Origin of the sequence: Acidovorax bellezanensis, from assembly GCF_025421555.1 — a bacterium.
Lineage (GTDB): Bacteria > Pseudomonadota > Gammaproteobacteria > Burkholderiales > Burkholderiaceae_C > Comamonas > Comamonas bellezanensis.
Window position 1 is genome coordinate 227,352 of the sequence record NZ_JAODYH010000017.1, and the last position, 17,770, is coordinate 245,121.

The following is a 17,770-nucleotide window of genomic DNA, read 5'->3' on the forward strand; positions in this document are numbered from 1 at the left end:
ATCCAGCCATGGACAAACTCTTGATTCGCGGCGGTCATCCGCTGCACGGCGAGGTCTCGATTTCCGGCGCCAAGAACGCCGCTCTGCCCGAATTGTGCGCAGCGCTGCTGACGGCCGAGCCTGTGGTGTTGCGCAATGTGCCGCGCCTGCAGGACGTGGCGACCATGCTCAAGCTGATTCGCAACATGGGCGTCGAAGTCGAGCATGCGGCCGACGGCTCGGTGCGCATAGACGCCAGCCGCCTGTCCACGCCCGAAGCCCCTTACGAGCTGGTTAAGACCATGCGCGCATCGGTGCTGGCCCTGGGGCCGTTGCTGGCCCGTTTTGCCGAAGCCACGGTGTCCTTGCCTGGCGGTTGCGCCATCGGCTCGCGCCCGGTCGACCAGCACATCAAGGGCTTGCAGGCCATGGGTGCGCAGATCGTGGTCGAGCACGGCTACATGCTCGCCAAGTTGGCCGCAGGACGCACGCGCCTTTCGGGCGCGCACATCACCACCGACATGGTGACGGTGACCGGTACCGAGAACTTCCTGATGGCCGCAGCGCTGGCCGAAGGTGAGACCGTGCTGGAAAACGCGGCCATGGAGCCTGAGATCGTCGATCTGGCCGAAATGCTGATCAAGATGGGCGCGCGCATCAGCGGCCACGGCACGAGCCGCATCACCATCCAGGGCGTGGAGCGCCTGCATGGCTGCGACCACCAGGTGGTGGCCGACCGTATCGAAGCCGGTACGTTCCTGTGCGCGGTTGCCGCCACGGGCGGCGAAGTGTTGCTGCGCCACGCGCGCGCCGACCATCTGGGCGCGGTGATCGACAAGCTGCGTGACGCCGGTGCCAAGGTGGACGCCGTGGACGGCGGCATGCGCGTGCAATCCGAAGGCCGGCTCAAGAGCCAGAGCTTTCGCACCACCGAATACCCGGGCTTTCCCACCGACATGCAGGCCCAGTTCATGGTGCTGAACGTGATTTCCCAGGGTGCGGCGTCGGTGACGGAAACGATTTTTGAAAACCGCTTCATGCATGTCAACGAACTGGTGCGCCTGGGCGCAAAAATCCAGGTCGATGGCAAGGTGGCGGTGGTGGAAGGCGTGGAGCGACTGTCGGGGGCCACGGTGATGGCGACCGATCTGCGCGCTTCGGCCAGCCTGGTGATTGCCGGACTGGTGGCCAGCGGCGAGACCCTGGTCGACCGCATCTACCACCTCGACCGCGGCTACGACTGCATGGAAGCCAAGCTGCGCGCTCTGGGCGCGGATATTGAAAGAGTCTGATGATTACCCTCGCCCTGTCCAAAGGCCGGATTTTTGAAGAAACCCTGCCGCTGTTGGCTGCTGCCGGCATCGAAGTGCTGGAAGACCCGGAAAAATCGCGCAAGCTGATTCTGACGACCAACCAGCCCGACCTGCGCGTGGTGCTGGTGCGCGCCACCGATGTGCCCACCTATGTGCAGTACGGCGGTGCCGACCTGGGCGTGACCGGCAAGGACACGCTGATCGAGCATGGCGCGCAAGGCCTGTACCAGCCGCTGGATCTGTGCATTGCCCAGTGCCGCGTGAGCGTCGCCGTGCGCGCCGATTTCGACTATGCACTGGCCGTGAAGCAGGGCTCGCGTCTAAAGGTCGCGACCAAGTACACCGAGATCGCGCGCAACTTCTTCGCCAGCAAGGGCGTGCACGTCGACATGATCAAGCTCTACGGCAGCATGGAGCTCGCACCGCTGACGGGCCTGGCCGACGCCATCGTCGACCTGGTGTCCACGGGCAATACGCTCAAGGCCAACCACCTGGTGGAAGTCGAACGCATCATGGACATCAGCTCGCACCTGGTGGTCAACCAGGCCGCGCTCAAGCTCAAGCAAGTGCCTTTGCGCCGCCTGATCGACGTGTTCGCACGCGCCACGCAGGCCAAGGCCTGACCCTTACCTATTGAAGCTGGAAAAGATGAAAGCCACGCCCGCCCGTTTGCGCACTGACAGTGCCGATTTTGAAACTGCCTTCCAGGCCCGCCTGCATTGGTCGGCCGATACCGATGCAGCGATCGAGCAGCGCGTGGCCGACATCCTGGCCGACGTGCAGCAGCGCGGCGATGCCGCCGTGCTCGAATACACGCAGCGCTTCGACGGCCTGACCGCGGACAGCCTGTCGGCGCTGGAGTTGACGGCGGCCGAGCTCAAGGCCGCGTTTGACGGCCTGCCCGATGTCCAGCGCGAAGCGCTGCAGTCGGCCGCCGAGCGCGTGCGCCGCTACCACGAAGCGCAAAAGAAGGCCTGTGGTGAAAGCTGGAGCTACCGCGACGAAGACGGCACGTTGCTGGGGCAGAAAGTCACGCCGCTGGACCGCGTGGGCATTTACGTGCCCGGTGGCAAGGCCGCCTATCCGTCGAGCGTGCTGATGAACGCGATTCCGGCCCAGGTGGCCGGTGTGGGCGAAATCATCATGGTCGTGCCCACGCCCCAGGGCGCCAAGAACGCACTGGTGCTGGCCGCGGCCTATGTCGCCGGTGTGCACCGGGCCTTCACCATTGGCGGTGCCCAGGCTGTGGCCGCGCTGGCCTATGGCACGCAGACCGTACCCAAGGTCGACAAGATTACCGGCCCGGGCAATGCCTATGTGGCCAGCGCCAAGAAGCGCGTGTTCGGCTCCGTGGGCATAGACATGATTGCCGGCCCTTCGGAAATCCTGGTGCTGGCCGACGGCAGCACGCCTGCCGAGTGGGTGGCCATGGACTTGTTCAGCCAGGCCGAGCACGACGAGCTGGCGCAAAGCATCTTGTTGAGCCCCGACGCCGACTACCTCGACGCCGTGCAGCGCGAAATCGACCGCCTGCTGCCCGAGATGCCGCGCGCGGCCATCATCGCCAAAAGCCTCAATGACCGTGGCGCGCTGATTCTCACGCGCGACATGGAAGAGGCCTGCGCCATCAGCAACCGGATTGCGCCCGAGCACTTGGAAGTCTCCAGCCAGGACCCGCACCGCTGGGAGCCGCTGCTCAAGCACGCGGGCGCGATTTTCCTCGGTGCCTACACCAGCGAATCGCTGGGCGACTACTGCGCCGGCCCCAACCACGTGCTGCCCACCAGCGGCACGGCGCGGTTTTCCTCGCCGCTGGGCGTCTACGACTTCCAGAAGCGCTCCAGCCTGATCGAAGTCAGCGAAGCCGGTGCCCAGGTGCTGGGCAAGATCGCTTCGGTGCTGGCCCACGGCGAAGGCCTGCAAGGCCATGCGAGAGCCGCTGAGATGCGCTTGAAGGACTGATTTTTCTGGCGAGTGCCAGAGCGAATGCCAGCCACGGTCTTCCAGGAAGCCGTGGCTTTTTTTACGTGCACAGGGTTTTGAGCACGAAAACCGTGCAACACGAAGTTCGTGTGACACGAAATCCGTGTAAACTGCAGTCATGAAGAACGTCACCATCACTGTGGACGACAACGTGCTCGAATGGGCACGTGTGGAAGCGGCCCGGCGCGGCACCAGCGTATCGCGCATGGTGGGCGATTTCCTGGCTGAAATGCAGCGCCGTGAAGACGCCTACGAGCGCGCCTATCTGGCCTGGCGCACGGACGAGCGCACCTGGGCGCCCGGTGCCGGCCCGGCGGAGGATGCGGCGCGCAGCGTGTGCTTTGCGCGCACGGCGCCCACCGCCATGGGAGAGGGCGCATGAGCCGACTCCATCTTTCGCGCCAGCCGGTGTTTGTCGATACGTCGGTGCTGGTCAGCGCCGAGGACACGTCAGATCCGGCGCAGGCCGCGGTGCTGGTCTGGCTGGACAGCCTGTGGCGCGAGCGCCTGGGGCGCGTCAGCTCCCAGGTGCTGGCCGAGTTCTACGAAATCGTCACCGTGCAGCGCCAAAGGCCCATGCCGCAAGGCGATGCGCGCGCCGCGATGCGCCGCTACCAGACCTGGACGCCCTGGCAAATCGATGCCGCGACGTTCGAGACCGCCTGGGCTGTCGAAGCCCGGCACCAACTGGCCTGGGGCGACTGCCTGGCCCTGGCCGCGGCCCAGCACAGCGGCTGCGAAACTTTGCTGTCACTGCAACTGCCTCACGGCGCGCAGTTTGGCGGCGTGCAAATCATTCATCCCGTCCAGCAGGGGCTCGAGCCATGACCGAATCTGCCAATCTTTCTTCCACGCTGCAGCGCATTCGCGCCGATGTGCGCGCCATGCATGCCTACGTCGTTCAGCCGGCCACGGGCCTGCTCAAGATGGACGCCATGGAAAACCCGTTCAGCCTGCCGCCCGCGCTGCAGACGGCGCTGGGTGCACGTCTGGGCGCGCTGGCGCTGAACCGCTACCCGGGCGAGCGGCTTGAAGACCTGAAGCAGGCCTTGATGGACTATGCGGGCGCTCCCGCGGGCTCGGCCATTCTGCTGGGCAATGGTTCGGATGAAATCATTTCCCTGCTGGCCCTGGCCTGCGCCCAGGCGGGCCAGCGCGCCAAGCTGCTCGCGCCCATGCCGGGTTTTGTGATGTACCCGATGAGCGCCCAGCTGCAAGGCCTGGATTTCGTCAATGTGTCGCTGGACGCGGACTTCCAGCTCGACGAGGCCGCCATGCTCGCGGCCCTGGCCGAGCACCGTCCGGCCATCACCTATCTGGCCTATCCCAACAACCCTACGGCCACGCTGTGGGGCGAAGCCGTGGTGCAGCGCGTGATCGACGCCGTGGGCGCCCAGGGCGGCATGGTGGTGATGGACGAGGCCTACCAGCCGTTCGCCAGCCGCAGCTGGATTACCCGCATGCATGCCGAACCCGAGCGCAACGCCCATGTGCTGCTGATGCGCACGCTCAGCAAGTTCGGCCTGGCCGGCGTACGCCTGGGTTATCTGATCGGCCAGAAGGCGCTGGTGCAGGAAATCGACAAGGTGCGCCCGCCCTACAACGTGAGCGTGCTCAATTGCGAAGCCGCGCTGTTCGCGCTGGAGCACACCGACGTGTTCGCGGCCCAGGCCGCCGAGCTGTGCGCGGCGCGCACCGAACTGCTGGCCGCGCTGCGCCGCCTGCCTGGGGTGCAAAAAGTCTGGGACAGTGAAGCCAATATGGTGCTGATCCGCGTGCGCGACGCCGCCGCCGCCCATGCCGGCATGAAGGCGCGCGGCGTGCTGGTGAAGAATGTCTCGGCCATGCACCCCTTGTTGGACCAATGTTTGCGTCTGACCGTGGGCAGCACGGCCGACAATGCCCTTATGCTTGCTGCACTGGAAGCTTCGATATGACCTCTTCTGCTCTCATCTCCACCTCCGCGGCCGCGCCGCGCATCGCGGAAGTCAGCCGCAACACGGCCGAGACCCGCATCACCGTGCGCATCAACCTCGATGGCACGGGCCAGAACAAGCTGCACAGCGGCATCGGTTTTCTGGACCACATGCTCGAACAGATTGCCCGCCACGGCCTGATCGACATGGAAGTGCATTGCGAAGGCGATCTGCACATCGACGGCCACCACACGGTGGAAGACATCGGCATCACGCTGGGCCAGGCCTTTGCGCGCGCCGTGGGCGACAAGAAGGGCCTGCGCCGCTACGGCCATGTCTACGTGCCGCTGGACGAAGCCCTGTCGCGCGTGGTGGTGGACTTTTCCGGCCGTCCGGGCCTGCACATGGACGTGAAGTTCACGGCGGGACGCATCGGTCAGCTCGACACGCAGCTGGTCTATGAATTCTTCCAGGGCTTTGTGAACCACGCGGGTTGCACCGTGCACATCGACAACCTCAAGGGCTTCAATGCCCACCACCAGTGCGAATCCGTCTTCAAGGCCTTTGCCCGCGCCGTGCGGCAGGCGGTGGAGATTGATCCGCGTGCTGCCACCACCATTCCCTCGACCAAGGGCTCTCTGTAAGAATAGAGGCTCGCCGCACAATTGCAGGGAGCCCTTTCCGATAGCTATGAATATGCAAGCAAATACCGTCGCCGTGGTGGATTACGGCATGGGCAATCTGCGCTCGGTCTCGCAGGCCGTCAAGGCCGCGGCGCAAGACTCGGGCTGGCAGGTCGTGGTCACGGCCGACCCGGACGTGGTGCGTTCCGCGGCCCGCGTGGTGCTGCCCGGCCAGGGCGCGATGCCCGACTGCATGCGCGAGCTCGCCAGCTCGGGTCTGCGCGAGCCGGTGCTCGAAGCCGCGCGCGACAAGCCCTTGTTCGGCGTCTGCGTGGGCATGCAGATGTTGCTGGACCACAGCGAAGAAGGCGATACGCCCGGCCTGGGACTGATTCCTGGCGTAGTGCGCAAATTCCAGCTGGAAGGCCGCACCCAGCCCGATGGCAGCCGCTTCAAGGTACCGCAAATGGGCTGGAACCGTGTGCGCCAGAGCCAGTCGCACGCTATCTGGCAGGGCGTGCCAGACGACAGCTATTTCTACTTCGTGCACAGCTTTTATGCCCAGCCGCGCAATGCACTCCATTGCGCGGGCGAAGCCGATTACGGTGGACGCTTTGCCGCAGCCATCGCGCGCGATAATATTTTTGCGACCCAGTTCCACCCGGAAAAAAGCGCTGACCAGGGCCTGGCCCTGTTTCGCAATTTCCTGCACTGGAATCCCTGATTCTGTTCCCGTTCCCCGCCGGAGTCGCCGGCGCTTTTTCCTTTTTCAATCATCATGCAGCTCATTCCCGCCATTGACCTCAAGGACGGCCACTGCGTTCGCCTCAAGCAGGGCGACATGGACCAATCCACCACCTTCGGTGAAGACCCCGCGGCCATGGCCCGCAAGTGGGTCGACGCGGGCGCGCGCCGCCTGCACCTGGTTGACCTCAATGGTGCTTTCGCGGGTGCGCCCAAGAACAATGCCGCCATCAAGGCCATCCTGGCGGAAGTGGGCGACGTGATTCCGGTGCAGATCGGTGGCGGCATTCGCGACCTCGACACCATCGAACGCTATATCGATGCCGGCATGCGCTACGTGATCATCGGCACGGCCGCGGTGAAGAACCCCGGCTTCCTGCAGGATGCCTGCACGGCTTTCGCCGGCCACATCATCGTCGGCCTCGATGCCAAGGACGGCAAGGTCGCCATCGACGGCTGGAGCAAGCTCACCGGCCAGGACGTGCTGAGCGTGGGCAAGCGCTTCGAAGACTGGGGCGTCGAGTCCATCATCTATACCGACATCGGCCGCGACGGCATGCTGTCGGGCATCAACATCGATGCCACCGTGAAGCTGGCGCAATCGCTGACGATTCCCATCATCGCTTCGGGCGGTCTGGCGGGCATGGCCGACATCGAGCAACTGTGCGCCGTCGAAAAAGAAGGCGTGCAGGGCGTGATCTGCGGCCGGGCGATTTACTCGGGCAACCTCGACTTCGCGGCCGCCCAGGCGCGCGCCGACGAACTGGCCGGAGTCTGAAATGCTGGCTGTCGACGCTTTGTGGCAGGGCCTGCCGGCCGTTCGGCTGACCCTGCCCGGCGGCGACACGGCGCTGGTCGCCCTGCAGGGCGCCCAGGTGCTGTCCTGGGTGGCGGGCGGGCAGGAGCAGCTGTTCCTGAGCCCGCAGTCGGCCCATGATGGCGCGACGCCCATCCGTGGCGGCATTCCCGTGTGCTTTCCCCAGTTCAATCAGCGCGGCCCCTTGGTCAAGCATGGCTTTGCGCGCACGCTGGCCTGGCAAGCCCAGGCGGCGGATGCGCAGGCCGAGGGCGATGCCCTGCGGCTGACGCTGGGCCTGACCGACAGCGCCGCCACGCGCGCCGTCTGGCCGCATGCGTTTGCGGCCGAACTCAGTGTGCGGCTGCAGCCTGGCGCCTTGACGGTGCAGCTGTCGGTGCACAACCCCGGTGATGCACCCCTGGCCTTCACGGCCGCGCTGCACAGCTATCTGCGGCTCGACGACGCAGCCCAGGCCACTCTGACCGGCCTGGAAGGCCTGCGCTACTGGGATGCCGTGGCCGACACCCATCCCTTGCAAGAAGCTGCGCTGCGCTTTGGCCCTGAGCTCGATCGGGTCTACCCGCGCCCGGCCCAGGCCATGGCGCTGCACGAAGCCGGCCAGGCGCGGCTGCGTATCGCGCAGGATGCGGCCTGGGTCGATACCGTGGTCTGGAATCCGGGTGCTGCGCTGTGCGCGCGCCTGTCCGACATGCCGTCTGACGGCCATACCCATATGCTGTGCGTGGAAGCTGCGGCCATCGATGCGCCCGTGGTGCTGGCCCCGCAAGGGCATTGGCAGGCTGCGCAAAGGCTGGAGTGCAGCGCGCGCCCCGAAGCCTGAAATAATGGACTTTTGCGCGGCCTGGGGTTCAAGCCCTGGCCTGCGCGAACAGCAAAGGAAACTCCGTGATTCTTGTTACCGGCGGCACCGGCTTCATCGGCTCGCATACCTGCGTAGAGCTGGCTGCGGCCGGCGAAGCTTTTGTCATTCTGGACAATTTCAGCAACAGCCAGCGCAGCGTGCTCGAACGCCTGCAGCGCATCACCGGCCAGGCGCCGCTGTGCGAAGAAGGCGATGTGCGCGATGGCGCCTTGCTGGACCGGCTGTTTGCCAAATATCCCATCGATGCGGTGATCCATTTCGCCGCATTGAAAGCCGTGGGCGAGTCCGTGGCCAAGCCGCTGGCCTATTACGACACCAATGTGGCCGGTACGCTGACGCTGTTGCAGGCCATGCAGCGGGCGAATGTCCGCACGCTGGTGTTTTCGTCATCGGCGACGGTCTATGCGGAATCGGCCGTGATGCCCATCGCCGAGCATTTCCCGCTGTCGCCCACCAACCCCTACGGCCAGACCAAGCTGATGATAGAGCAGGTGCTGGCCGACCTGGATGCCTCCGAGCCCCAGGCCTGGCGCCTGGCGCGGCTGCGCTACTTCAATCCCGTGGGCGCCCATGAGAGCGGCCTGATCGGCGAAGACCCGCAGGATGTGCCCAACAATCTGATGCCCTTCGTGGCCCAGGTGGCGACGGGCCAGCGCGCGCAACTGCGCGTCTTCGGCAACGACTACCCTACAGTCGATGGCACGGGCGTGCGCGATTACATCCACGTCACCGATCTGGCCAAGGGCCACGTCGCGGCGCTCAACTACCTGCGCCAGCACACGGGCTTGCTGACCGTGAACCTGGGCTCGGGTCGTCCGGCCTCGGTGCTGGAAATGGTCGCCAGCTTTGCCCGGGCCTGCGGTCGGCCGATTCCCTATGAAGTGGTGGCGCGCCGCCCCGGCGATCTGGCCGCGTACTGGGCCGATCCGTCCAGTGCCGAGCAGTTGCTGGGCTGGCGTGCCGAACTGGACCTGGACCGCATGTGTCTTGACGCCTGGCGCTGGCAGGACGGCGAAGCCCGCCGTCAGGCCGCCTGCGCCTAGATTTTCTTTTTCAGCTTTGTGAGACCCAGCGCCATGCTTGCCAAACGCATCATTCCCTGCCTTGACGTGACCGGAGGCCGCGTCGTCAAGGGTGTCAATTTTGTCGAACTGCGTGACGCCGGCGATCCGGTGGAAATCGCCGCGCGCTACAACGGCCAGGGGGCCGACGAGCTCACCTTCCTCGACATCACGGCGACCAGCGATGGCCGGGACCTGATCCTGCCCATCATCGAAGCTGTTGCCAGCCAGGTGTTCATTCCCCTCACCGTGGGCGGCGGAGTGCGCACCGTGGACGACGTGCGCCGACTGCTCAACGCCGGCGCCGACAAGACCAGCTTCAACTCGGCGGCGCTGGCCAATCCCGACGTCATCAATGCGGCTTCGCAGAAATACGGTGCCCAGTGCATCGTGGTGGCCATCGATGCCAAGCGCCGCACGCTCGAAGGCGAGCAGCGCCCGGGCGCCGACGGCCTGCCCATGGGGCCGGGCTGGGATGTGTACAGCCACGGCGGACGCAAGAACACCGGCCTGGATGTCGTGCAGTGGGCCAGCGAGATGGCGCGGCGCGGCGCGGGCGAAATCCTGCTGACCAGCATGGACCGCGACGGCACCAAGTCGGGCTTCGATCTGGCGCTCACGCGTGCCGTCAGCGATGCCGTCAGCGTGCCCGTGATCGCATCGGGCGGCGTGGGCAATCTTGACCACCTGGCCGATGGCGTGCAGCAAGGCGGCGCCGATGCCGTGCTCGCGGCCAGCATTTTTCACTATGGCGAATTCACCGTGGGCCAGGCCAAGCAGCGCATGGCCGAACGCGGCATCCCTGTACGGATCTAAACACTATGAACTGGCTTGATGAAGTGAAATGGGACGCGCAAGGCCTGGTGCCGGTGATTGCGCAGGAGCGCAGTTCGGGCGACGTGCTGATGTTTGCCTGGATGAATCGCGAGGCGCTGGCCAAGACGGCGGAACTGGGCCGCGCGGTCTATTTCAGCCGTTCGCGCAACCGCCTGTGGTTCAAGGGCGAAGAGTCCGGCCATGTGCAGCTGGTGCATGAAATGCGCCTGGATTGCGACAACGACGTGGTGCTGCTGAAGATCACCCAGGAAGGGCACGATCCCGGCATTGCCTGCCATACGGGCCGCCACAGCTGCTTTTACAGCGTGCTCAAGGACGGCGTCTGGACCCCTGTGGATCCGGTGCTCAAAGACCCTGAATCCATTTACCGGTGAATGTGTATGACTGTTTCTGAAAATTTTGCAGCGTCGAGCGAAGGCGCCCTGGCGCGGCTGGCCGCGGTGATCGAAAGCCGCAAGACGGTCAACGGCGGCGACCCGGAAAAAAGCTATGTGGCCCGCCTGCTGCACAAGGGGCCCGATGCCTTTCTGAAGAAGATCGGCGAAGAAGCCACGGAAGTGGTCATGGCGGCCAAGGACGCCGACCATGGTGGCGATACCAGCAAAGTGCTGTACGAAGTGGCCGATCTCTGGTTTCATACGATGATTGCCCTGTCCCACTACGGTTTGACCCCCGCCCAAGTGGTGGCCGAACTCGAGCGCCGCGAAGGCACCAGCGGGCTGGAAGAGAAGGCCTTGCGCAAAGTCCAGGCGCGCTCGCAACAAGAAGGAGAGTCGCATGCGTGATGACATCGTCGAATCCCGTTCCCTGGACCCTCAGCAAATGGACGGCCTCAAGGCCTGGGGCTGGGTCAGCTACGTGCTGCACCTGATCGTGGCCGTGGCCGCCGTCGTACCCAGCGCCCAGCCCAGCATAGCTCTGCTGGTGATCGCCCTGATCATCGACCTGGTCAAGCGTTCCGACGCGGTCGGCACCTGGCAGGCCAGCCACTTTTCCTGGCGCATCCGCACCGTGATCTGGGCCGGGGTGCTGTACCTGGTCACGGCACCGCTGTGGCTGCTGTTCATTTTTCCCGGCTGGATCGCCTGGGGCATCATTTCCATCTGGTTCCTGTATCGCATCGTGCGCGGCATGGTGGCGATGAACAAGGACCAGGCCGTGGATATTTAAGCCCCCCTGTGCCGCTGGCGCGGCTTTCCCCCGCGGGGGACGACATCCTCGCTGCGGGGCGGCCCTTGCTCGATGTCTCTGGCTTTGGGGCGTGCCAGTTTCATAGGCGGTGAGCTCCAGGCGCCTGCCTTCTGCTTCGTTCTACCTTTAACTTTCTCTGACTGACATGCACGATCCCGACTGCCTCTTTTGCAAAATCATTGCCGGCCAGATTCCTTCGCGCAAAGTGTATGAAGACGACGAAGTCCTGGCCTTTCACGACATCCACCCAGGCGCGCCCATCCACTTTCTGATGCTGCCGAAGAAGCACATTCCATCGCTGGCCCATGTGCAGGCCGAGGATGCGGGCCTGATCGGCCGGATGATGGCGCTGGCCCCTAAGCTGGCGCTGGAGCAGGGCTGCAATCCCTACCCCACTGGGGGCTTTCGCGTGGTGGTCAATACCGGCACCGAAGGCGGTCAGGAAGTGCACCATCTGCACCTGCATGTCATGGGCGGCCCACGCCCCTGGTTGAAAGGGTAATGCACCCCCTGAGCCGCTTCGCGGCTTCCCCCTCTCATCCTTCGGTGGAGGGGGACGGCACCGTCGCTGCGGGGCTGCCCTTGCTCGGTGCCCCTGAGCTGGGGCACGTCAGTTGCGTGGGCTTTGAGCGGTGCGAGCGCTAGGGATGACGGATACTTGTCGCATGACAAACAGGGCGTTTCATCAACTGTTCACGTGCGCCCGTCTAAAATGTTCTGAATTCGTTAGGAGATAACTCATGGGCTCTTTTTCCATCTGGCACTGGCTGATCGTGCTGCTTATCGTTGTCATGGTGTTCGGCACCAAGAAACTCAAGAACCTCGGCTCCGATCTGGGCGGCGCGGTGAAGGGTTTCAAGGACGGCGTCAAGGACGGCGGCGCGGATGCGGCAGCATCTGACACGACGGCCGCTCCCGGCCAGGTTGCGAACCAGCAATCGGCTGAAAAGACCACGATCGACGTGGAAGCCAAGCAAAAAAGCTAATCACTTGTTGCTGCTTGCATGATTGATATTGGCCTGTCCAAGATGGCGCTGATCGGCGCGGTGGCATTGATTGTCATCGGGCCGGAAAAGCTGCCACGCGTGGCGCGTACCGTGGGGACCTTGCTGGGCAAGGCCCAGCGTTACGTCGCCGATGTGAAATCCGAAGTCAACCGCTCTATGGAGCTCGACGAGCTCAAGAAGATGAAGGAAACGGTGGAAGGGGCTGCGCGCGACGTCGAGCAAACCATTCACACCAGTGCCAGCGACTTCGAAAAGGACTGGCACAACGCGACGGGCGATGCACTGGATTCGTCCTCAGGCAGCTACGCATCCTCTTACGAGTCCGCCAGCGGCGTGGTGCCGGCCTATGCGCACCCGCGCAAGAACTGGCGCCTCAAGCGCGCGGCCGTGCCCCAGTGGTACAAGGCCCGCGCAGGCGTGCGCAGCAAGGCACAATCCGGTGCGGCCCGCGTAGCGCGCTTTCGTCCGCAGAAATTCCGCTGACCTGCGCTGCCGCAGGGCGCGTGGGGTGAGGCAACAGCGCTGGCGAGGCGTTGCGAACGGCATGCGCCGAACGCCTGGATTCAGGCTTCGGCGCGCAGTTCGTGGCGCGTGCTTTTTTACTGGTCTTCCCGAAAGTGTGTCAGGGCTTGACGGCCCGCTATCTCCACCATGTCAGACATCCCATCCAAAGACGACGAGCTGGCCGGCACCGAGCAGCCTTTTGTGCAGCACCTGCTGGAGTTGCGCAACCGACTGCTCTATTGCATTTACGGAATCGCCCTGGCCGTGGCCATCTTGGCGGTGTGGCCAGGCCCGAACGGCCTGATCGATTTCATCGCCATGCCGATCAAGGCGCACATGCCGCCGAATGCGAAGCTGATCGCGGTCGGCGTGTTCACCCCGTTCTTCGTGCCTATCAAGGTGCTGGGCATGGTCGGTGTGCTGGCCGTGCTGCCCTGGATCATGTACCAGATGTGGGCCTTCGTGTCGCCCGGCCTGTACAGCCATGAAAAGCGTTTTGCCCTGCCGCTGATCATGTTCGGCAGCCTGCTGGCCTACCTCGGCATCGCTTTCGTGCAGTTTTTCGTGCTCGACAAGATGTTCGCCTTCATCCAGGGGTTCACGCCCGCCAGCGTGGCCGCGACTCCGGACATTGCTTCGTATGTGGAAGCCATCCTGTCGCTGTACCTGGCGTTTGGCCTAGCCTTCCAGGTGCCCATCGTGGTCATGCTGCTGGTGCGCTTCAAGCTGGTCGAAATCGAAAAGCTCAAGGCGTTTCGCGGCTATTTCGTGGTGGTGGCCTTCATCATCGCGGCCGTGGTTACGCCTCCGGATGTGATTTCACAGCTGGCGCTGGCCATTCCCATGTGCATCTTGTATGAAGTGGGCATTCTGGGCGCGGGCTGGTTCAGCCGCGTGTCCCGCTCGCCGGACAGCGAGGAAGAAGAAGCCGAGAAGTCGGCGGCCTCGGCAGACAACTCGAACAAGTAAGCTGTTCCAGCCCCCGCAGCGGTGGGCATTGGACATGAAAAAAGCGGCCCGCATGGGCCGCTTTTTCGTTGTCAGCCGATGGCTCAGCGGCGCTGCTCTTCGCGCTTGGGCTGGGCGGGGCGCACGGCAGGAGTGACCTTGATGGTGAGCTCCGTGTCACCGCGGCGCAGCTGGAAATCGGCGGCGGTGCCGGGAGTCAGGCTGGCCACGGTGGACAGCAGTTCCGCCACATTGCGCACGGGCTTGTCGGTGACCTGCACGATCACATCGCCGGGGCGCATGCCTGCCTGGGCCGCGGGGCCGGCCTGCAGCACGCCGGTGACGATCACGCCGCCGGTTGCGCCCTTGACGCCGAAAGTCTCGGCCAGTTCGGGCGAGAGTTCATTGGGCTCGACGCCTATCCAGCCGCGTGTCACGTGGCCTTGCTTGACGATGCTGTCGAGCACCATCTTGGCCGTCGACACCGGAATCGCGAAGCCAATGCCCATGCTGCCGCCCGAGCGCGAGTAGATGGCGGTATTGATGCCTTGCAGATTGCCGTAGACATCGACCAGGGCGCCACCCGAGTTGCCGGGGTTGATGGCTGCGTCGGTCTGGATGAAGTTCTCGAAGGTGTTGATGCCCAGCTGGCTGCGGCCCAGGGCGCTGACGATGCCGCTGGTCACGGTCTGGCCTACGCCAAAGGGGTTGCCGATGGCCAGCACCTGGTCGCCCACGACGAGCTGGTCGGAATTTCCCAGCACGATCACGGGCAGCTTGTCGAGCGCGATCTTGAGCACGGCCAGATCGCTTTCCGGGTCGGTGCCGATCACGCGGGCCTTGGCCTGGCGGTTGTCGGCGAGCGTGACTTCGATGTCATCCGCGCCTTCGACCACATGGTTGTTGGTCAGGATGTAGCCGTCGGGGCTGATGATCACGCCGCTGCCCAGACCGGTCTGCTCCTGGGGGCCCTGTTCGCCGAAGAAGAACTGGAACCAGGGGTCGTTGCTGCGCGGGTGGCGCACGGCCTTGCTGGTGTTGATGCTCACCACGGCCGGTGCCGCCTTGCGCGCGGCCGCGCTGAGGCTGCCAGGAGCGGGTACGCCGGCGGGAGTGGACGGGGCCTCGAGCAAAGCCACGCCTGCACGCGAGCGGGTCATTCCGCCATGCAACCAGTCAGGCTGCAGGGTGGCGACAACGAAGTAGGCGGCGACCAGGATGGTCACGGCTTGGGAAAACAAGAGCCAGAAGCGCTTCATGAAGTCCATCACGGGTGGTCAAAGAAGCTGTCATTGTGCTGCAAGCCCTGGCGGGTGCAAATGGTCTTGACTCAAGCACGAGTAGTGAGGTTGACCACATTGGATAAGTGGAAACCCTAGAATGGGCTTCGACTGCGCCATTCTGTGTTCACTGGCGTTCCGGCCCATCTGCCCGGAGCCCCAGGCATTCTTTCCTCACCCAGGCATTGGAAGAACCGGTTGCCGCCCACCTGACCGGGGGGGCGGTACCCGCGCTGTCTTGTTGTTGACACTTTTTTTGCGAACACCATGACTACGCTTGACTACTCCACCGGCAAGGCGATTCCCGCCGGTGCGCCTGCCCGTCCCTTGACGAAAAAAGATTACAAGACGCTGGGCCTGTCCGCACTCGGCGGCACGCTGGAGTTCTACGACTTCGTCGTCTACATTTTCTTCGCCAATGTGCTGGGACGCCTGTTCTTTCCCGAGCAAATGCCGGAATGGCTGCGCCAGCTGCAGACCCTGGGCATTTTCGCCGCCGGCTACCTGGCACGCCCCCTGGGCGGCATCATCATTGCCCACTACGGTGACATCCTGGGCCGCAAGAAGATGTTCACGCTGTCCATTTTCCTGATGTCCCTGCCGACCTTGGTGATCGGCCTGCTGCCCACCTATGAGGCGATAGGCATTGCCGCGCCATTGCTGCTGCTGGCGATGCGTGTGCTGCAGGGCGCGGCCATCGGCGGTGAAATGCCGGGCGCCTGGGTCTTCGTGGCCGAGCATGTGCCGCAAAAGCATTACGGTCTGGCCGTCGGCACGCTGACTTCGGGCATCACCGGCGGCATCCTGCTGGGCTCGCTGATCGCCGTGGGCATCAACAGCTGGTTCAGCACCAGCGAAATCAATGCCTATGCCTGGCGCATTCCCTTCATCCTGGGCGGCGTGTTCGGCATGGTCTCGGTCTACCTGCGCCGCTTTCTCGAGGAAACTCCCATCTTCAAGGAGATGGCCGCGCGCAAGAGCGTTGCCCGCGAGCTGCCGTTGAAGACCATTTTGCGTGACCACCGCCCCGCCATCGTGCTGGTGGCCTTGATGACCTGGGTGCTGTCCACGGCCATCGTGGTGGTGATTCTGTTCACGCCGGCTTATTTGCAGAAGGTGTTCCATATCCCCGCCGCCTTGTCGCTGCAGGCGAACGTGGCCGCAACGCTGATGCTGACGATCGGCTGCCTGGTCACGGGCTGGGCCACGGACCGCATCGGCACCAAGGCCGTGATGATCATCGGCTGGGGTGGCATGGCGGTGACCTCCTACCTGTTCTACCTGGGTCTGCCGGGCTCGCCCGAGTCCCTCGTGGTGACCTATGCGCTGGTGGGATTCTTCGTCGGTTCGATTTCGCTGCTGCCCATCGTCAGTGTGCGGGCCTTCCCGCCCGCCGTGCGCTTCTCGGGCCTGTCCTTTTCCTACAACATGGCCTATGCGGTGTTCGGCGGCCTCACGCCGGTGCTGATCAGCGTCGGCCAGCAGTACGACCATTTGTTCCCGGCCCATTACGTGGGGGCGATGGGCATTCTGGGCGTCGCATTGGCTTTCTGGCCGCTGGCCTCCAAGGGCTGGAAGGCACGGAATTTAAGCACCCCCTGAGCCGCTGACGCGGCTCCCCCCTCTCATCCTGCGGTGGAGGGGGGCGGCAGCCTCGGTGCGGGGCGGCCCTTCCTCGCTGCCCCCTTGCTGGGGCGCGCCAGTTGCGTGGGCCGCGCACGTGGAATGAATCACTGTCGTGGTTTTGGGCCTGCATGGCGGTTTTTTTGCATGAAGGGCGGATGGGCTGAGACAATCGGAGTATGACCATCTCGCGACAAGACCTGCTGGGCAGTCTGGACGACTTGCTGCAGCCCCAACGCTTCAAAGACTACGGGCCCAACGGCTTGCAGGTGGAAGGCAAGCCCCGCATCACCCGGTTGGTCAGCGGCGTCACGGCCAGCCGTGCGCTGATCGAGGCGGCGATCGACCTGCGGGCCGACGCCATCTTCGTGCACCACGGCCTGTTCTGGCGCGGTCAGGACGGGCGGGTGACGGGCTGGATGAAAGAGCGTCTGCGCCTGCTGCTGGCCCACGACATCAATCTGTTCGCCTACCACCTGCCGCTCGACGCCCATCCCGAGCTGGGCAACAACGCCCAACTGGGCCTGCGGCTGGGCTGGGAAGCGCAAGGACGTTTTGGCGAGCAGGAGCTGGGCTGGCTGGGAATGGCGCCGGGCCCCGAGTCCAGCGCCGAAGACCTGGCCTCCCATGTGCAACAGGTGCTGGGTCGGACGGTGACCTGTCTGCCCGGCGACGGCCGGCCCATTCGCCAGCTGGCCTGGTGCACGGGCGGGGCCCAGAGCTACTTCGAGTCGGCCATTGCCGCGGGCGCCGATCTGTTCCTCACGGGCGAGATTTCCGAGCCCCAGGCCCATTTGTCGCGTGAAACGGGCGTGGCCTTCATCGCTGCCGGTCACCATGCGACCGAGCGCTATGGCGCCCCCGCGGTCGCGGCCCATGTCGCGGCAGCGCATGGACTGGACCATGTCTTCGTTGAGATCGACAACCCCGCATAAAAAAGAAGCACCCCCTGAGCCGCTGACGCGGCTTCCCCCTCTCAACCTTCGGTGGAGGGGGACGGCAACCTCGCTGCGCGACGGCGCTTGCTCGTTGCCCCTGAACGGGAGCACGCCAGTTTCGTAGGCCGTGGGCGTTGCGAG

The 17,770-nt window shown here is 64.5% G+C and carries 22 protein-coding genes; 21 read left to right on the forward strand and 1 reads right to left on the reverse strand.

Annotated features, from left to right (window positions below):
* Positions 1 to 8 precede the first annotated feature (8 nt).
* From murA to tatC, 19 genes are all read left to right on the forward strand, one after another.
* Positions 9 to 1,271 (forward strand): UDP-N-acetylglucosamine 1-carboxyvinyltransferase, encoded by a 1,263-nt coding sequence (murA, locus tag N0K08_RS22055; RefSeq protein ID WP_261502578.1) that lies wholly within the window; start codon positions 9 to 11, stop codon positions 1,269 to 1,271.
* The gene (hisG, locus tag N0K08_RS22060) at positions 1,271 to 1,915 is read left to right on the forward strand and encodes an ATP phosphoribosyltransferase (RefSeq protein WP_261502579.1); all 645 of its coding nucleotides are present in this window, start codon (positions 1,271 to 1,273) and stop codon (positions 1,913 to 1,915) included. Before murA ends, hisG begins: the two co-directional genes overlap by 1 nt.
* A 25-nt stretch (positions 1,916 to 1,940) precedes the next feature.
* A complete protein-coding gene (gene hisD / locus N0K08_RS22065; protein ID WP_261502580.1) occupies positions 1,941 to 3,254 on the forward strand; it encodes a histidinol dehydrogenase in 1,314 nt (437 codons plus the stop codon).
* Positions 3,255 to 3,393: 139 nt separating this feature from the next.
* The gene (locus N0K08_RS22070) at positions 3,394 to 3,657 is read left to right on the forward strand and encodes a DUF6364 family protein (RefSeq protein WP_261502581.1); all 264 of its coding nucleotides are present in this window, start codon (positions 3,394 to 3,396) and stop codon (positions 3,655 to 3,657) included.
* On the forward strand, positions 3,654 to 4,103 hold the full coding sequence (locus N0K08_RS22075) for a PIN domain-containing protein (RefSeq protein WP_261502582.1): 450 nt from the start codon (positions 3,654 to 3,656) through the stop codon (positions 4,101 to 4,103). The genes N0K08_RS22070 and N0K08_RS22075 overlap by 4 nt, the downstream gene beginning before the upstream one ends.
* Positions 4,100 to 5,212 carry a pyridoxal phosphate-dependent aminotransferase gene (locus N0K08_RS22080; RefSeq protein WP_261502583.1) on the forward strand — a complete coding sequence of 371 codons (1,113 nt, stop codon included), beginning with the start codon at positions 4,100 to 4,102 and terminating at the stop codon, positions 5,210 to 5,212. The genes N0K08_RS22075 and N0K08_RS22080 overlap by 4 nt, the downstream gene beginning before the upstream one ends.
* On the forward strand, positions 5,209 to 5,835 hold the full coding sequence (hisB, locus tag N0K08_RS22085) for an imidazoleglycerol-phosphate dehydratase HisB (protein ID WP_261502584.1): 627 nt from the start codon (positions 5,209 to 5,211) through the stop codon (positions 5,833 to 5,835). Before N0K08_RS22080 ends, hisB begins: the two co-directional genes overlap by 4 nt.
* 46 nt (positions 5,836 to 5,881) lie before the next feature.
* Positions 5,882 to 6,538 (forward strand): imidazole glycerol phosphate synthase subunit HisH, encoded by a 657-nt coding sequence (gene hisH / locus N0K08_RS22090; RefSeq protein WP_261502585.1) that lies wholly within the window; start codon positions 5,882 to 5,884, stop codon positions 6,536 to 6,538.
* 54 nt (positions 6,539 to 6,592) lie between these two features.
* On the forward strand, positions 6,593 to 7,336 hold the full coding sequence (hisA, locus tag N0K08_RS22095; RefSeq protein ID WP_261502587.1) for a 1-(5-phosphoribosyl)-5-[(5-phosphoribosylamino)methylideneamino]imidazole-4-carboxamide isomerase: 744 nt from the start codon (positions 6,593 to 6,595) through the stop codon (positions 7,334 to 7,336).
* A 1-nt stretch (position 7,337) separates the two neighbouring features.
* Positions 7,338 to 8,198, forward strand: a complete 861-nt coding sequence (locus N0K08_RS22100; protein WP_261502588.1) for a D-hexose-6-phosphate mutarotase — start codon at positions 7,338 to 7,340, stop codon at positions 8,196 to 8,198.
* A gap of 65 nt (positions 8,199 to 8,263) precedes the next feature.
* The gene (gene galE / locus N0K08_RS22105; RefSeq protein ID WP_261502589.1) at positions 8,264 to 9,283 is read left to right on the forward strand and encodes a UDP-glucose 4-epimerase GalE; all 1,020 of its coding nucleotides are present in this window, start codon (positions 8,264 to 8,266) and stop codon (positions 9,281 to 9,283) included.
* A gap of 33 nt (positions 9,284 to 9,316) precedes the next feature.
* A complete protein-coding gene (gene hisF / locus N0K08_RS22110) occupies positions 9,317 to 10,117 on the forward strand; it encodes an imidazole glycerol phosphate synthase subunit HisF (RefSeq protein WP_261502590.1) in 801 nt (266 codons plus the stop codon).
* A 5-nt stretch (positions 10,118 to 10,122) separates the two neighbouring features.
* Complete coding sequence (hisI, locus tag N0K08_RS22115) at positions 10,123 to 10,512, forward strand: phosphoribosyl-AMP cyclohydrolase (RefSeq protein ID WP_261502591.1); 390 nt, start codon at positions 10,123 to 10,125, stop codon at positions 10,510 to 10,512.
* Between the two features lie 6 nt (positions 10,513 to 10,518).
* Positions 10,519 to 10,923, forward strand: a complete 405-nt coding sequence (locus tag N0K08_RS22120; RefSeq protein WP_261502592.1) for a phosphoribosyl-ATP diphosphatase — start codon at positions 10,519 to 10,521, stop codon at positions 10,921 to 10,923.
* Entirely contained in the window at positions 10,916 to 11,308 is a 393-nt protein-coding gene (locus tag N0K08_RS22125) for a DUF4870 family protein (RefSeq protein ID WP_261502593.1), read from the forward strand. The genes N0K08_RS22120 and N0K08_RS22125 overlap by 8 nt, the downstream gene beginning before the upstream one ends.
* Before the next feature lie 166 nt (positions 11,309 to 11,474).
* Positions 11,475 to 11,831 carry a histidine triad nucleotide-binding protein gene (locus N0K08_RS22130; protein ID WP_261502594.1) on the forward strand — a complete coding sequence of 119 codons (357 nt, stop codon included), beginning with the start codon at positions 11,475 to 11,477 and terminating at the stop codon, positions 11,829 to 11,831.
* 238 nt (positions 11,832 to 12,069) lie between these two features.
* Positions 12,070 to 12,315 (forward strand): Sec-independent protein translocase subunit TatA, encoded by a 246-nt coding sequence (gene tatA / locus N0K08_RS22135; RefSeq protein WP_261502595.1) that lies wholly within the window; start codon positions 12,070 to 12,072, stop codon positions 12,313 to 12,315.
* Between the two features lie 18 nt (positions 12,316 to 12,333).
* Positions 12,334 to 12,819, forward strand: a complete 486-nt coding sequence (gene tatB / locus N0K08_RS22140) for a Sec-independent protein translocase protein TatB (RefSeq protein WP_261502596.1) — start codon at positions 12,334 to 12,336, stop codon at positions 12,817 to 12,819.
* Positions 12,820 to 12,987: 168 nt separating this feature from the next.
* Positions 12,988 to 13,809: a twin-arginine translocase subunit TatC gene (gene tatC / locus N0K08_RS22145; RefSeq protein WP_261502597.1), complete on the forward strand. Its 822-nt coding sequence runs from the start codon at positions 12,988 to 12,990 to the stop codon at positions 13,807 to 13,809.
* 83 nt (positions 13,810 to 13,892) lie between these two features.
* On the opposite strand, the gene N0K08_RS22150 is transcribed toward tatC, so the two are convergent.
* Positions 13,893 to 15,047 carry a trypsin-like peptidase domain-containing protein gene (locus tag N0K08_RS22150; RefSeq protein ID WP_261502718.1) on the reverse strand — a complete coding sequence of 385 codons (1,155 nt, stop codon included), beginning with the start codon at positions 15,045 to 15,047 and terminating at the stop codon, positions 13,893 to 13,895.
* A gap of 288 nt (positions 15,048 to 15,335) precedes the next feature.
* Between N0K08_RS22150 and N0K08_RS22155 the strand changes: the two genes are divergently transcribed.
* Entirely contained in the window at positions 15,336 to 16,670 is a 1,335-nt protein-coding gene (locus N0K08_RS22155) for an MFS transporter (protein ID WP_261502599.1), read from the forward strand.
* A gap of 200 nt (positions 16,671 to 16,870) precedes the next feature.
* Positions 16,871 to 17,626 (forward strand): Nif3-like dinuclear metal center hexameric protein, encoded by a 756-nt coding sequence (locus tag N0K08_RS22160; protein WP_261502600.1) that lies wholly within the window; start codon positions 16,871 to 16,873, stop codon positions 17,624 to 17,626.
* The last annotated feature ends 144 nt before the right edge of the window (positions 17,627 to 17,770 follow it).